Annotated in this window: 13 protein-coding genes; 9 read left to right on the forward strand and 4 right to left on the reverse strand. The window is 61.1% G+C overall.

From position 1 onward, the window contains the following. The first annotated feature begins 304 nt into the window (after positions 1 to 304). The 7 genes from HMPREF9452_RS08360 (at position 305) to proB (ending at position 5,984) form a co-directional block, all read left to right on the forward strand. Positions 305 to 721, forward strand: coding sequence for a DUF2871 domain-containing protein (locus tag HMPREF9452_RS08360; RefSeq protein WP_009141707.1), 417 nt, complete (start codon positions 305 to 307; stop codon positions 719 to 721). 231 nt (positions 722 to 952) lie between these two features. Further along, positions 953 to 1,912, forward strand: coding sequence for a radical SAM protein (locus HMPREF9452_RS08365; protein WP_009141708.1), 960 nt, complete (start codon positions 953 to 955; stop codon positions 1,910 to 1,912). Positions 1,913 to 2,073: 161 nt separating this feature from the next. Beyond that, on the forward strand, positions 2,074 to 2,460 hold the full coding sequence (locus tag HMPREF9452_RS08370) for a hypothetical protein (RefSeq protein ID WP_009141709.1): 387 nt from the start codon (positions 2,074 to 2,076) through the stop codon (positions 2,458 to 2,460). Positions 2,461 to 2,596: 136 nt separating this feature from the next. Beyond that, positions 2,597 to 4,114 (forward strand): nicotinate phosphoribosyltransferase, encoded by a 1,518-nt coding sequence (locus HMPREF9452_RS08375; RefSeq protein ID WP_009141710.1) that lies wholly within the window; start codon positions 2,597 to 2,599, stop codon positions 4,112 to 4,114. A gap of 80 nt (positions 4,115 to 4,194) precedes the next feature. Next, positions 4,195 to 4,422 (forward strand): DUF4160 domain-containing protein, encoded by a 228-nt coding sequence (locus HMPREF9452_RS12360; RefSeq protein WP_083821890.1) that lies wholly within the window; start codon positions 4,195 to 4,197, stop codon positions 4,420 to 4,422. Positions 4,423 to 4,432: 10 nt separating this feature from the next. Beyond that, positions 4,433 to 4,678: a DUF2442 domain-containing protein gene (locus tag HMPREF9452_RS11605; protein WP_009141711.1), complete on the forward strand. Its 246-nt coding sequence runs from the start codon at positions 4,433 to 4,435 to the stop codon at positions 4,676 to 4,678. Between the two features lie 181 nt (positions 4,679 to 4,859). Then, positions 4,860 to 5,984: a glutamate 5-kinase gene (gene proB, locus HMPREF9452_RS08380; RefSeq protein ID WP_009141712.1), complete on the forward strand. Its 1,125-nt coding sequence runs from the start codon at positions 4,860 to 4,862 to the stop codon at positions 5,982 to 5,984. Between the two features lie 34 nt (positions 5,985 to 6,018). Here the strand turns inward: proB and HMPREF9452_RS08385 are convergent, their stop codons facing one another. Beyond that, positions 6,019 to 7,437, reverse strand: coding sequence for an alpha/beta fold hydrolase (locus HMPREF9452_RS08385; RefSeq protein WP_009141713.1), 1,419 nt, complete (start codon positions 7,435 to 7,437; stop codon positions 6,019 to 6,021). A gap of 189 nt (positions 7,438 to 7,626) precedes the next feature. Between HMPREF9452_RS08385 and HMPREF9452_RS08390 the strand changes: the two genes are divergently transcribed. Next, positions 7,627 to 8,895 (forward strand): glutamate-5-semialdehyde dehydrogenase, encoded by a 1,269-nt coding sequence (locus HMPREF9452_RS08390; RefSeq protein WP_009141714.1) that lies wholly within the window; start codon positions 7,627 to 7,629, stop codon positions 8,893 to 8,895. 147 nt (positions 8,896 to 9,042) lie between these two features. Here the strand turns inward: HMPREF9452_RS08390 and HMPREF9452_RS08395 are convergent, their stop codons facing one another. The 3 genes from HMPREF9452_RS08395 to HMPREF9452_RS08405 form a co-directional block, all read right to left on the reverse strand. Continuing rightward, positions 9,043 to 9,312, reverse strand: a complete 270-nt coding sequence (locus HMPREF9452_RS08395) for an Hsp20/alpha crystallin family protein (RefSeq protein WP_040362758.1) — start codon at positions 9,310 to 9,312, stop codon at positions 9,043 to 9,045. A gap of 7 nt (positions 9,313 to 9,319) precedes the next feature. Further along, the gene (locus tag HMPREF9452_RS08400) at positions 9,320 to 9,541 is read right to left on the reverse strand and encodes a hypothetical protein (RefSeq protein ID WP_040362759.1); all 222 of its coding nucleotides are present in this window, start codon (positions 9,539 to 9,541) and stop codon (positions 9,320 to 9,322) included. A 460-nt stretch (positions 9,542 to 10,001) separates the two neighbouring features. After that, positions 10,002 to 10,610 carry an HD family phosphohydrolase gene (locus HMPREF9452_RS08405; RefSeq protein WP_009141716.1) on the reverse strand — a complete coding sequence of 203 codons (609 nt, stop codon included), beginning with the start codon at positions 10,608 to 10,610 and terminating at the stop codon, positions 10,002 to 10,004. A gap of 611 nt (positions 10,611 to 11,221) precedes the next feature. On the opposite strand from HMPREF9452_RS08405, the gene HMPREF9452_RS08415 reads away from it, so the two are divergent. After that, a complete protein-coding gene (locus tag HMPREF9452_RS08415; RefSeq protein ID WP_009141717.1) occupies positions 11,222 to 14,356 on the forward strand; it encodes a M14 family metallopeptidase in 3,135 nt (1,044 codons plus the stop codon). The last annotated feature ends 22 nt before the right edge of the window (positions 14,357 to 14,378 follow it).

Genomic DNA, 14,378 nt, shown 5'->3' on the forward strand with positions numbered 1-14,378 from the left:
CTTCCTCGAGGGCGCGGCCATGGGCTGCAAGATCCGTGGGGTCGCCCCGCCGCCCGCCGCCCAATACGCGCCGTTCAGGATGAACCGCGCATGAAGAAACGGTTTAGAGGCGGTTTCACGTGGACGAGGATATCTGCGAGCCATCTTCGGTCGCAATTCCTCGCATTCATTTATGTGAACGTTGTTCAATCTTGATGAACTCTGTTCATATTCCGCAAATCAATCGATATAGTTGGCTATACGGTATTCGGTGCCCGCGGGTGCCGGAGGCGTTTTGCCGTTTACGCGCTAGGTTAGGAGAACCATGAAAAAGTACGCCAACGCCGCGATCGTCTATTCGTTCCTCGCTTTGGCGGGAGGCGTGTTCTATCGCGAGTTCACCAAGTTCAACGGGTTTGAGGGCGCGACCTCGCTGGGGTTCGTCCATCCGCATTACCTCATGCTGGGCGTCTTCTTCTTTTTGGCGTTGATCGTCTTCGATAAGCTCTTCAACGTTTCGCAGCGCTTGGGCAAGCTCCTTGTCGGCTACCAGGTCGGCCTCAACCTCAGCGTAATCATGATGTTGGTTCGCGGTGTGCTGCAGGTTCTGGGTACCCCGCTTTCTTCCGGCGCCAACGCCGCCATCTCCGGTATCGCGGGTATAGGTCACATCATTTTAGGCGTCAGCCTGGTTATGATCCTGTTCAAGATCAAATCCGCCGTCATGCAGGAGGGCAGGTAATCGGTCTCTAGTGCATCGCCCCTCGCGATTCGCTCGACTCGCAGCTGGAGTACAATTCCATAGCAAGCCGTAGCCGGCGCGCCCGCATCCTGGCAGGCGCGCCGTTTTGCAACCAGCCTCCGGGGCGGGCAGCGCTTGCGCGAATCGCTCCCGTCGCGCGCAGGAATAAAGAAACCGGGGCGCGACCGTGCCCAAAAAGAACCCGAAAGCCCGTTGAAATGGGGATCAACAATGCATACGCTGTTAACGCCTGACGCCCTGGATGCCTGCGATCTCTGCCCGCGATGCTGCCGGGCAGCCCGCGCGAAGGGCGCTCGCGGCGTCTGCGGCGCGGACTCCACGCTCAAGATCGCCCGCGCGGCGCTGCACATGTGGGAGGAGCCTCCCATTTCCGGTGAGGTGGGCTCGGGCACCATCTTCTTCAGCGGATGCCCGCTCAAGTGCATCTACTGCCAAAACCACCAGATCTCTACCGGGGGTTTCGGCATCGAGGTCTCTCCGGAGCGACTGGTTGATATCATGCTCGAGCTGCAAGACCAAGGCGCCCTCAACATCAATCTGGTGACGGCGACGCACTATGCTCATCTGCTGCCCGCTGCGATCACCGCGGCGCGCCAGCGCGGCCTCAAGATCCCGATCGTCTACAACACCAGCGGCTACGAGCGCGTGCAGGCGGTCGCAGAGCTTGCCGGATTGGTAGACGTGTGGCTTACCGATTTCAAATACGCCGACGTCGCGCTCGCGCGCAGCCTTTCCCACGTGCCGGATTACCCGGACGTCGCGGCCGCCGCGCTCGCCCAGATGGTCTCGCAAATCAACGCTGCCGGTGGCGAGCTGCTGGCGCAAGACGGCCATATGCTGCGCGGCATCATCGTCCGTCATCTGGTGCTGCCCGGTCATGCGGAGGATTCCTGCCGCGTGCTCGACCGCATCTGGGAGGTCGCCGGCGACGTGCCCATCTCCGTCATGAACCAGTACACGCCCAACCAGCGCATGCGCGACCAAGGCGGCGACCTTGCACGCGCGGTTTTGGACGAGGAGTACGAGATGGTGCTCGACCATGCAGACGACCTCGGCTTCACCACCATGTTTTGGCAGGAGGGCGGCGCCGTGGATGAGAGCTTCACCCCGCCGTTCGACACCACCGGCGTGCTCGAGTCCGCCGCTATCTCGAATGGGCACATCGGCTAGGTGCGCGCGTTGCCGAACACTGCCGCGAGGGCGGCCAGGGCTGTCCCGCCTGCGCCCTGTCCCACGTCGTACGGAGCCCTGCCAAACGGGTATACTTTTCAAGATTGACTTCACCCAACTCCGGCGCCCCTTGGCGTCGACGCATCAAGGAGGTCGGCTTCATGACCGATCAGAACACCCCGCTTTCGGATGAGGAGCGCGCAGAGCTCGAGGCGCTCCGTGCCGAGAAGGCGCGCTGCGAGGAAGAAGAGCGCGCCCGCAAAGAGCGTGCCGAACTCGAAGCCCTTCGCGCCGAGCAGGCGGCAGCGGACGCCCCTGCGTCGCAGAAGCCCGCCGCCGCCCCCAAACCTCGCCGCGCGCCTGCGCCTCAGGAGCCCGCCATCGATCCGGAGAACCTTACCTTTGGTCAAAAGATGGTCATGACCAAGGACGAGGTTGACGAGGACGGCGTGCCGCCCATGCCCCCGGCGCAGAAGCTCATCATCGCCGTCGGCGTGGTGTTGCTTATCGTTGCGGGCTTCTGGCTCGTAAAGAACAACCTGCATTAGGCTTTTTCGCCGCCGTCGACGCACCAAATCGCCGGCGGCATTTCTCTATCCATCGCTTCAAGGGCGAATTCGACTCGGTCTTCCGCGCCTTCCGCGACGGGGGACCGCGCGCGAATCGCCGCAATAGGAGGACACTATGGCGCTTACCGACATCGCCCGTCCCACCGACGTTTCCATGCTTACCGACCTCTACGAGCTCACCATGGCCCAGGGCCTATGGGAGAACGGCAAGCTCGAGGAGCAGGGCTGCTTCACCGCGTTCTACCGCGATCGCCCCTTTGGCAACGCGTTCGCCGTCATGTGCGGTACCGCGGAGCTGCCGGAACTGGTCGAGAATCTGCGTTTCACGGACGAGGACATCGACTACCTGTCCTCCCTGTCCGCACCCGGCGGCGGCAAGATGTTCAACCCGGATTTCCTCGAGTTCCTGCGCGGGTTCCGCATGCACGTCGACATCGATGCGGTGCCCGAGGGTGAGCTGGTCTTTCCGCGAGAACCCATGGTGCGCGTGACGGGCTCCGCCCTTGAGTGCCAGCTGCTCGAGACCGCGCTGCTCAACACCATCAACTTTCAGACGCTGGTCGCCACCAAGACCGCCCGCGTGGTCCAGGCGGCAAAGGGCCGTCCCGTCGCCGAGTTCGGCCTGCGCCGTGCCCAGGGCCCCGATGGCGGGCTCGCCGTGGCGCGCGCCAGCTACGTCGCGGGCTGCGCTTCCACGTCCAACGTGCTGGCGGGCCGTCGCTACGGCATCCCGGTCTTCGGCACCCACGCCCACAGCTGGGTCATGAGCTTCGATACCGAGCTCGAGGCCTTCCGTGCGTTCGCCCGCTCCATGCCAAAGAACTGCACGCTGCTCATCGACACCTATGACGTGCGCGAAGGCGTGGAGAACGCCATCATCGTCGCCAAGGAAATGGAGGCGCGCGGTGACCGGCTCGCTGCCATCCGCATCGATTCTGGCGACCTCGCCAAGCTTTCCAGCTATGTGCGCTCCCGATTCGACGCGGATGGGCTCGGCTACGTCAAGATCTCCGTGTCCAATGATTTGGACGAGTACACCATCCAGTCCCTCATCGACCAGGGTGCTCCCATTGATTCCTTCGGCGTCGGCACCAAGCTCGCCACGTGCTATGACCAGCCCGCGCTCGGTGGCGTTTACAAGCTCGCCGCCCGCCGCACATCCTCTTCTGACGCCTGGACGCCCGTGGTCAAGCTCTCTGAGCAGCCCTACAAGCGAACCATTCCTGGAATCCAGCAGGTTAGGCGCTATATGGATACATCGGGCTCTCCGGTGTGCGACATGATTGTGGACGAGGCCTTCTTGGAAGGGGAGGGCGACCAGTGCGGCACCACCCTGGTCGCGGTTAACGACGCTGCCTTGGTTACCGACGTGTCCGGGTTTGATTACCGCGAGCTTCTCGTCCCGTGCGTGCGCGATGGCCGTGCGGTGGCTCCGCGAGAGGACCTCTCCGTCGCGCGCGAGCGTTGCACCGCGGCAATCGGGTCCCTCGACCCTGCATACAAGCGCTTTCTCTATCCGCAGTCCTACGTGGTCGGCATGGAATCCGGTTTGGCCCACGTTCGTGACGAGCTCGTTCGCGAACGCATGAGCGAGGTCGCCAGCTCCCTGCCATGGAAGACCACCAAGTTCTAACAGCGCACCGGCGTTTATCGATCGGTGCTTGGAGGCGGTGCCATGCCGGCATTAAGTTTGTTTTTTGAATCATTGTCTACATGTATAGAGAATTGGGCGGAAAACACAATCTGCCTCATATCCATGCGATTTACTCAGGTGATGAGGTGGTTGTCGATTTGGAGGGTAACGTCCTGGAGAGGGCGATTCCAAGGAATAAAACGAGGCTACTACTTGCTTGGATTGAAATATATCGTGAAGAGCTAGAGGCAAATTGGGCTTTGCTGAGTGCGGGAGAGCAATTCTTTAAAATTGATCCGTTGCGTTAGGTGGTGTCTAATGTCGATTCCAAGGTTATTGAAAGTGACGCCTCGCGAGGATCGTTCTCTTGTCCTTGAGTACGACTCCGGCGAGCGCAAGGTTTTCGATGTTAATCCTTATATCTCAGGTTCTTGGTATGGCGAGCTTGGTGAGATTCCTTACTTCAATACTGTATCTGTTGTTTCCGGGGGAAGCGGTATCGCTTGGCCTCACGGCCAAGACATCGCGCCTCATGATTTATATGAATTGAGCGTCTCGTGTTGACGCGCATCCGCTCGTCCGCGAGCGCATGAGCCAGGCCGCCAGCTCCCTGCCATGGAAGACCGCCAAGTTCTAACACCGCGCCGGCATATGTCCGCGCGTCCTGCGCTATGATGGGCTGACGAATTATCCGCGCGCCGTCGCACCCTCGCGGCGGCGCGCCTGCATGTTGTCGAGGTGTTCCATGTCAGTCCAGCGCAAAACCATGGTCGTCAAGATCGGTTCCTCCACCCTGGTTGGGGAAGACCGCCAGATTCGTCGCGATTTCATCGCGGACCTTGCCCGCCAGGCGGCAGAGCTTCGCAATCTGGGATGGAACCTCGTCGTTGTGAGCTCCGGCGCCATCGCGTGCGGCGCGCCCAAGCTCGGCTTCGCTAAAAAGCCCGCCGACATGCCGAGCCTGCAGGCGTGCGCCTCTGTTGGCCAGTGCATCCTTTCGGCCGTGTACGACGAGGAATTCCGCGCCGCAAGCCTGCTCACCTCCCTTGTGCTGCTCACCCGGCACGATACCGCCTGCAGGTCTTCCTATCTTCATGCTCGCGACGCCCTCACGCGTCTGGTGGAACTTGGCGTTGTTCCCGTGGTGAACGAGAACGACACCACCACCGTCGATGAGATCAAGTTTGGCGATAACGACACGCTCGCCGCCTTGGTGAGCTGCCTGGTGTCTGCCGATCTCTGCGTCACCCTGTCTGATATCGACGGCCTGTATACCGCCAACCCGTCGCTTGATCCCACCGCGCAGTTCATCCCGCGCGTCACCAAAATCGACGCCGCCATCATCGGGTCGGCGGGAGACTCCACTACATCGGTGGGTACCGGCGGCATGATCACCAAGATCCGTGCGAGCCGAATCCTCATGACGGCGGGCATCGCAAGCGTCATCTGCAGCGGCGCCGAGGAGAACGCGCTTGTGCGTCTTGCCTCGGGCGAGTCCGTCGGAACGCTTTTCGTTCCCCCTGCGGACCGCTTGGAGATCGCCCCCCGTAAGCTTTGGATTGCCCTGGGCGACTCCGCGCACGGGTCGGTGACGGTGGACGATGGCGCGGCTGCGGCGGTTGTGCAGCGCGGCAGCTCGCTTCTGCCCGTCGGCATCACCGCCGTCGAAGGTTCGTTCTCTACGGGCGACGTGCTCGATATCCGAGATCGCGACGGCTTCGTGATCGCTCGCGGTCGTGCGGAGGCGGGTTCGGACGAGCTCGAGCTGGCGCGCGGCCGTCGTCAAGACGAAATCGCCGGCAACCATCTTCTGGCCGCGCTCTCCGGCAAACCCGCCATCCATCGCGACCAGATGATCGTTTTCGCTTAACGCGGGTTGGTCTCTATCAAAAAGTAAGTTGCATTCAGCGCGCTAGGTGGCCCATCTGGCGCGCTTCTTCATAAAGGTGCTGAAAAACGCTGGTGCCCGCGCGCAGCCCGTCGTGCTCAAACTCATTGGTGACCCAAGGACGGGCGTTGCCGACGCGAGAAAGGGTGTCGAGCTGCAATCCAGAGTCCACATACATGTCATCGAAATAGACCGCGGCGTAAACAGGGGTTTCGTTGGCGACAAGGCGCGCGGGGTCGTAGACCGCATCGAATTCCGTATCCCGCATCAGCTCATCCATCGCAGCGGCGAACGGCTTGAGCTCCGGGCACTCTTCGAACATCCAGGGGAACGCCGCTTCTCCCGTGAATAGAAGCGGGCGGGCGAGCGTGTCGAATTCGGGTCGATGGGCCTTCTCGGCCGCTGCCGCCCAATTGATGGGCGCGCACGTTCCGCTGGCGTAGATGAATTCCTGCAGCGTCCAGTACAAGGGGTTGGCGCAGGTGTTGGTGCGTTCGAGCACGCTCATCAAGAAACCCTCTGAAAGTTCGGGCGCGTCCATGCCCAAGACGCTTCCATCAAGATCCTCGAATGCATGGTCGAAAAGCCAGTGCATACGCTCAAAACTGGGCTTCATGCCAAAGTCGCTGCCCAGAAGCTGCAGGCGCTCAACGGTAAGAGGGCTGCCGTCCGGCAACGTCACATCGCCGCTCTCAAGATAGTTCGCGACAGCCGTCACCCGCTCGACGTCGTCCGGGTAGCGGCGATAGTACGCTTCGGTTTTGGCCTGCATGCGCGGGAAGGTGTGGGCGTAGACCTCGGCGGCGGTGCCGGGAACGTGAGGGATGCCTCCGCATACAAAGCTCTGTTGAATCGCGCCGGGGAACAGCGACAGGTAGCTTAGGGTTATAAAGCCGCCGTAGCTTTGCCCCAGCGTGGTCCAAGGCCTTCCACCAAATTGCGTGAGGCGTAGATACTCGAAGTCGCGGACGATGGAGCTGGCGAGCATGCGCTTCAAGAGGTCTGCCTGGGCGCGAGATGCGCTTGCGCCGGCTTCTGCGGCGGCCTGCCCGATGCGAGCGATCCCCCGTCCGCTTATACGCGAGCTGCGGCCGCATCCGCGCTGGTCCGGAAGGATTACGCGGTAGTGTTTCACGGCCTCTCCAAGCCAGGCGGGATCGGTATCGCTACCGGGACGCGGGCTCTCTCCGCCGGGGCCTCCTTGGAAGAAGACGAGAAGCGGTAGGTCATCGTCCAAATTCTCGGGAGAGCAAGCGATGCGGTAGAACAGCTTGATGCTCTCGGGCGCGCCTGGAATAGGGGAGGGCATGGCGCCGCGGCGCATGGTGCTGCCCAGCGCGAGCAGCGCGGGTTCCAGACCGCGCCAGTCAAGGGGGACGTCGATGGAATGGTCTTCGATATAGAGGCCGGGAACGTAGTAGCTTGCGAGTTTCATGGTGCCTCCCTGGTGCCTGCGATTTGGGCAGCGGCGTTTATCGCGTCCAGTATACCCCTTTTCCAAAAAGAATAGAACACACGTTCTATATTTATGTTAGAATCAATGGCGATCGATGGTGAGGGGAGCTATCGCCAGACCGCTTTCGAGTACTATGGAGTGGTGCTAAATCTGCGAGAGGAGCCACCTATGGCCGATAATATCGCTGCCTATGTAGAAAACCTGGCACAGGCCGCAAAAGCCGCGTCGCGTCCGCTGGGATTCGCGTCCGATGAGCAGCGCGTAGCCGCCGTTCGAGGTATGGCGACCGCTCTGCGCCGCAACGCCGATGCCATCATTGCCGCCAATGCCCTCGATATGGACGCCGCCCGCGCCGCGGGCACCAGCGAGGGCCTGCTCGACCGCCTGCTGCTTACTCCGGAGCGCATCGAGGGGATGGCGCGGGGCCTGGAGTCTCTAGCGATCCTGCCCGATCCGGTGGGCCGCGTCCTTGAGGAGCGCACCATCGACTGCGGGCTCAACCTGCAGAAGGTGAGCGTGCCGCTGGGCCTTGTCGCCATGGTGTACGAGGCGCGACCAAACGTCACCTCTGACGCCGCGGGCATCTGCATCCGTACGGGTAACGCCTGCATTCTTCGCGGCGGCTCCATCGCCCAGAACTCCTGCGTGGCCATCGCCCACGTGCTGGCGGATGCCGTACAGGACGCCGGGCTGCCCCGCGACGCCGTCAGCATCATCGAGACCACCGATCGCGCGGCCACGGACGTGCTCATGGGCCTGCGCGGCACGGTGGACGTTCTCATTCCGCGCGGCGGCGCCGGTCTTATTCGCCACTGCGTGGAGAACGCCTATGTTCCGGTGATCGAGACCGGTACGGGTAATTGCCACATCTACGTGCATGAATCCGCGGACTTTGATAAGGCGCGCGCCATAGTGATGAATTCCAAGACCCAGCGCGTGGGCGTGTGCAATGCTTGCGAGTCGCTGTTGGTGGACGAGAGGATCGCCGACGCGTTCTTGCCGCAGATGCTGGTCGAGCTGGATGCCGCCGGCGTTTTGGTTCATGGCGACGAGCGCACCCGCGACCTTGCGGACATCATGGACTTTGTTGACGCGACGGAAGAGGATTGGGGCCGCGAGTACCTGGCGCTCGAGATCAGCGTCAAGGTGGTGGCGGACGAGGACGAGGCCATCGCGCACATAGGCCGCTACGGCACCGGTCACTCGGAGGCGATCGTCGCGGAGGACGAGCAGGCGTGCGAGCGATTCTTGCGCGAGGTCGATGCCAGCGCCGTGTACGCCAACGCGTCCACCCGCTTTACCGATGGCGGAGAGTTTGGCCTGGGCGCGGAGATTGGTATCTCCACCCAGAAGCTGCACGCGCGCGGGCCGTTTGCCGCCGAGGCTCTGACAACGTATAAGTACGTCGTCCGCGGCGAGGGACAGGTTCGTCCGTAGGGCGATAGCGGTTACGGTTCCTCGGTCCAACGCGAATGAATGCAAGCGAACGAAAACGCCGGTCGGCATCCGCGTTCACGCGCGTAGCCGATCGGCGTTTATCGGCCTTGTTCGTCTAATCGCTTTGCGCATGCGTTAATCGAACTGTTACAGGGCATAAAGCTGCTCTGGTTCATATGCCGGAGCGCCTTCTTCGAACGAGGCAATACATGCCTCTTCGTTGCGCAGCCAGATTTCTTCAAAGTCTGGGACGGAAAAGATGCGGTAGGAGCGCGTTAGCTCGCTTCCGTCCTCGAATGTCGCCGTGATTTCCAGGGTTCTCGAGGAGAGCTCGATAGCGGCGGACAGCTCGACTTCGAGAATCAGGTTATCCCATGCCTCCCCAGTAGGGGTTCCCTGGTTCTCAGCGTCGTGCAACTTGTTTTTACACCGCCGCTGCGATACGTAGGGCGCTTCGCCGTGTCTTACCGGGCGCTTCGTCGCTCGTTGCATGCATGCGCTCGCTCGCGACAGCCCGTTCAAGCAGGGCACGAGAGGCTTCATCGATTCCAATGGATTTTATAGCATCGATATAGCCGTCCATGGCAATCCAGGCTGGGTGGTTCATTACAGTTTCCAGCGCGGAATCCACGGAGTCCTTGTCCATAAGCGCAGGCATCTCCTCGCGCGGTTCGACTCTGCGCCGCTATGCTTGGCGATGCGGGTTCACGCTGATGTCGTGCGTGGCGCGTGGCAACCACGCCTTGAGATGCTCGTCATCATGGAAGCGCGCCTGGCTTTTGAGCAGTTTGATATACTTATTTTTGGGCGATATCCTTGGCGTTGGCCATGTTGCGCGTACGGGCGAGGGCCAGCCTAATGACGGGGGCGTGGTGCCGCGCGATCGCGTGTTCCATAAAGGCTTCCGACTACAGCGCCCGTCCTGCCGTGGAATTGACTGGCGAGCTGTTGGCTCCGTCTGATTTGCATGCTTTCACTATGCTCTCCACCTCCTCACCCTATACACGCCTTGCGCGCATATAGAGGTTACACGTGGATTGAAAAAGCGCCGATCCGAGTGAAACCGGATCGGCGCGGGATGGATGCAGCTTGAGTAGGGGGAGGGGCTACTCGTCCGCGTCCTTACCAAAGGTGTCGCGGTCGGGGGCGAAGCTCTGCATGGCCTCGATGGTGCGGGCGAAGACCTCGTCCAGCTCCCAGCCCAGCATCTCGGCGCCCTGGCGGATCACGTCGCGCGACACGCCGGCGGCGAAGCGCTTGTCCTTGAACTTCTTCTTGAGCGACTTGACGTTGAAGTCCATGACGCTCTTGGACGGGCGCATGATCACGGCGGCGCCGATAAGACCGGTGAGCTCCTCGGTAGCGAAGAGGATCTTCTCCATCATGAGCTCGGGCTTGGGCAGGTCGGTGTTGTAGTCGCTGGTGTGGCTCTGGATGGCGCGGACCAGTTCGGGCGTGCCGCCGGCCTCTTCGATCAATGGGGTGGCGTAGAGGGTGTGCATGGCGGGCTCGTCGTCATGTTCCTCCCAGTCCAGGTCGTGCAGCAGGCCCACGATGCCCCAGAATTCCTCGTTTTCCGGGTCGTATTCGCGGGCGAAGTAGCGCATGGTCTGCTCGACCGTCTCGGCGTGCTCGATGTGGAACGGGTCGTGGTTGTGGGCGCTCAGCAGCTCGAAGGCTGCCTCGCGCGCCATGCCGGCGTTCAGGGTTGACATGGATGTGCTCCCTCCAAAACATTTGAGGCGGGCACCGCGGTGGCGATGCGTGCGTATGTGTCTGTACTATAGCACGGGCATCTATGTGGCCGATGATGCCCGCGCGCGTGCCGGGCAGGCGGAGTTTTTTTGGACCGCATCGTGCCGCGCCGGCAAGGTTCCGAGAGCGAGAATCCTTGATGCGATACATGAAAAGATATGCTCATGGGAAATGCTGCCACTCCGCGTTAGTTGTAACGGACTGCCCTTGTCTATTAGCAAAACGCGGGTATGGCAGCTTTGTGAATGGAAGCGCAATAAGCTCATAATACGGTCTATTAACTGGCAAATGAATAAAATCAAGGCATTTCCGTTTACCGAGCTCCAGCGTCCGTATGTCGAGTAAGGGTTCATTTCCGTAGCGTGTGAACTGATGATACAGGTGCCAAGATATTAAAGACCACTTCCTTTCGAATGCCGCTATTCGCATGTTTCGACGGCGCAGTTTCAAGGCCGCGTATCTTACTGCTGCGATATGGCGACTCCAAAGGATGCGGGTCGCGCCTCCAAGGGGGAATGCCCATGGCATCTAGCCCAATCCCTATTGGTAACTCGCAATGAAAGGAGTCGCGGTGATCGCTAGGAAGAATGCAGTCGTCGCAACTACCGCCGGGCTTGCGCTGGCGCTTGCCCTGTCCGGATGCGCTGGGGGAACCGTCCCGACGGTCTCGTTCCAAAACGTGACGGAGGGCGTGGACGAGTCCGCTCCCGACGTCATCTCCATGACCGACGCCCGCACGTTCGAGGCGACCGTGCCGGTGGATGGGAAATCCGCAGACGACCTAACCGGGCTTATCGAGGACGGCAAGGTTGTCTGGACGCTTAGCCGTGAAGAGGGGATCCGCGACGCGAAGGAGTATCCCGCTCAGTTCCTGGGAGGGGAGCTCTCCGAATGGAAGACGGTGACCACTGAGATTCAGCCGAAGACTGAGTTCTTCACCGACATCAAGAACGAGCCGGTGGAGATCGATGGCAAGACCGGTCTTAAGCTCACGTTCGATACGGAGCTGTTCTACGGCTACGACGGCTTCGACGGCCGCGAGGGCGAGCTCATGAACGACACGCTGCTCGACTATACGGGCACCTATGAGCTGAGCTGCACGATCGATGGCAAGGACGCGGGCTCGACCGAAGTCGACTTCCGTCCCTACGATTCGTACCGTACGCAGGAGGAGGTCGACGCCGAGCTGCCGGAGCTTGTGAAGCAGGCGAAGGAGAACGGCCTGTTCGCCAAGATCGAGAAGATCGGCGAATCCGCTCGCGGCCGCGACATCAACGCGGTGTTTGTCGCGAAATCAGAAAAGGACCTCGATGCCTACCTCGAGCTCGCCGACAAGATGGAGGCTGAGCCGGCGGAGCTGCAAAAGCAGATCGAGGCTGGTGACCTTGAATATAAGGTCCCCGTTGTCTACAGCAACATCCACTCCGACGAGATCATCGGCACGGACAGCGTCATGGAGTTCCTGCGCCTGCTCGTCGCCAACGAGCCCGTCGATTACCGCACGGTCGAGAGCCTGACCGACCTTGGCAAGGAGACGCTCGTTCGCGAGATGGAGGAGGACGGCACCGTTTGGTCCGAGCTTATCAAGGACCAGGCGACCGGTGTGGGCTATATCCAGGGTGACGGCGCGAAGAATCCCACCGATACGGAGGAGAACCCGCACCACACCGTCGATATGACGGACGAGGAGTTCAAGGGCTACTACAACGTCGATGACCGCACGTTCGACGTCGAGAAGGCTTTGGACGATATGTTCTTCATCTTGGTTCCCACCGAGAATCCCGATGGTCGCGCCGACACCCTGCGCACCGGCGGTAACGGCTTCGACCTCAACCGCGACAACACCTACCAGACCCAGCCCGAGACCCAGGCGATGACTTCGATGATCGCCAAGTGGAACCCTATCTCGCTGCACGAGATCCACGGCTACTACACCCAGTACCAGGTCGAGCCCTGCTCGCCTACACATGACCCCAATAACGAGTACGACCTGTTCATCGACACGGCGATGGCGCAGGGCGAAGCGTTCGCCGCGGCGTCTATCTCCAATAACGAGACCATCAACGCCGTGCAGATCCCCATGCGCGATTACCTCGCCCGCGAGGAGGACGGAAGTCTCAATTGGTATCCGTTCGACGACATGTCCTCCAGCTACACCCCGCAGTACGCGATGCTCCACGGCACCAACGCCTACACGGTCGAGCTGCCTTACGGGCACGAGGACGCCGTGGTCGCCACCAAGTACGGCTTCATCGGCAACGCCGAGTTCGTATCCGAGAACAAGGACCAGATGTTCCTCAACTTGCTTGAGCGCTACGAGCGCGGCATCGAGAACATCGACCCCGAAGAGATGCGCCCCTACTACGTGGACCAGCACGATGTTCCCGGTGCCGAGGCGGACGTGTTCCGTCCCCGCTACAAGGAGAACAACAACTTCTTCCCCGAGTACTACGTGATCCCCACCGGCGCCGGCGTGCAGCAGGACCGTGCCGCCGTCAACGAGATGGTCGAGTATCTGCTACGCAACGACGTCAAGGTCAAGCAGCTCTCTGAGGACTTCAAGGCGGGCGAGAAGGCATATGCCAAGGGCGACCTGGTGGTCGACATGCACCAGGCCAAGCGCAACATGGCCAATGCCGCCCTTTACAAGAACATGGTCATCAGCGGCTGGGACTCCCTGTATTCCGAGCCCGTCACCAACTTCCCGGACCAGCGCGGCTTCGATATGGACATCATCACCACACCCGGCGCCTTCGCCGACGCGAAGCTCGACGAGGTCTCCGAGGGTATCGAGCTCAAGACCTTCGTCGACGGAGAGGGTGACGCCGTTCGCATCGAGAACAGCGGCGTCGAGCCCATCCGCGCCGTCAACGCCCTGCTGGGCGATGGCAAGAACGTCGGCTTGGTGACCGAAGGCGAGTTCGCGGGCGACTACGTGGTCTCCGCTTCCGATTTCGAGTCCATCCAGGATTCCTATGTCCTCGACGCCCATAAGACCGGTGACGTTCCTGTCGCCAAGACCATCAAGAAGGACATCAAGGTCTACATCCCCGGAGCCGAACCCGAGTTCTTGTTGGATAACGACGGCAACGAGGTTGGAGTCAGCAACTACATCAACCGCCTCAATACCGATTACAACTGGGATCACTTCGCGCTTGGCAAGCAGATGGGCTTCACGGTCGTCGACAACGCAAAAGACGCTGATATCATCGTCGGCAACCAGTGGCTCTCCGAGGACGAGGTCGCTGCCGTCGTCGCCGGCAAACCCTATGTCGGCTACACCCTGGGGGCGCTGGAGTCCGTCGAGCAGATGGGAATAGGCCTTGAGTATAACGACGACGCCGATCTCATGTACGACGCCCTGACCACCGTCACGTATCCCGAGGCGAGCATCGTCACCGCTACGTATGCGGGGGAGGGCGACAACCTGGTGTACGCATATGGCGGCAGCTTCATCACCGCGGTGCCCGAGGGCGCCAAGGTCATCATGAAGACCACGGCGGACGACCCCGTCGAGGGCTTCATGAGCGATGAGCATATCGCCAAGTACAAGGACTCCATCCAGGCGTTCGATTACACCGAGGGCGGATTTAACATGACCGTCTTCGCGAACACGCTGACCAATAAGGCGCATCAGCAGGACGATTACCGCTTCCTGAGCGCAGCGCTTTACAGCAAGCTTCTCGGCGAGGACTTTAAGCTCTAGGCTTCGTTTGCCTCCTTGCCTT

Origin of the sequence: Collinsella tanakaei YIT 12063 (genome assembly GCF_000225705.1) — a bacterium.
In the GTDB taxonomy this organism is placed as follows: domain Bacteria; phylum Actinomycetota; class Coriobacteriia; order Coriobacteriales; family Coriobacteriaceae; genus Collinsella; species Collinsella tanakaei.

Excerpts from the sequence above, each read along its gene's own strand:
- HMPREF9452_RS08360 (WP_009141707.1), top strand. The coding sequence starts at position 305 with ATGAAAAAGTACGCCAACGCCGCGATCGTCTATTCGTTCCTCGCTTTG.
- HMPREF9452_RS08365 (WP_009141708.1), top strand. The coding sequence starts at position 953 with ATGCATACGCTGTTAACGCCTGACGCCCTGGATGCCTGCGATCTCTGC.
- HMPREF9452_RS08370 (WP_009141709.1), top strand. The coding sequence starts at position 2,074 with ATGACCGATCAGAACACCCCGCTTTCGGATGAGGAGCGCGCAGAGCTC.
- HMPREF9452_RS08375 (WP_009141710.1), top strand. The coding sequence starts at position 2,597 with ATGGCGCTTACCGACATCGCCCGTCCCACCGACGTTTCCATGCTTACC.
- HMPREF9452_RS12360 (WP_083821890.1), top strand. The coding sequence starts at position 4,195 with ATGTATAGAGAATTGGGCGGAAAACACAATCTGCCTCATATCCATGCG.
- HMPREF9452_RS11605 (WP_009141711.1), top strand. The coding sequence starts at position 4,433 with ATGTCGATTCCAAGGTTATTGAAAGTGACGCCTCGCGAGGATCGTTCT.
- proB (WP_009141712.1), top strand. The coding sequence starts at position 4,860 with ATGTCAGTCCAGCGCAAAACCATGGTCGTCAAGATCGGTTCCTCCACC.
- HMPREF9452_RS08385 (WP_009141713.1), bottom strand. The coding sequence starts at position 7,437 with ATGAAACTCGCAAGCTACTACGTTCCCGGCCTCTATATCGAAGACCAT.
- HMPREF9452_RS08390 (WP_009141714.1), top strand. The coding sequence starts at position 7,627 with ATGGCCGATAATATCGCTGCCTATGTAGAAAACCTGGCACAGGCCGCA.
- HMPREF9452_RS08400 (WP_040362759.1), bottom strand. The coding sequence starts at position 9,541 with ATGGACAAGGACTCCGTGGATTCCGCGCTGGAAACTGTAATGAACCAC.
- HMPREF9452_RS08405 (WP_009141716.1), bottom strand. The coding sequence starts at position 10,610 with ATGTCAACCCTGAACGCCGGCATGGCGCGCGAGGCAGCCTTCGAGCTG.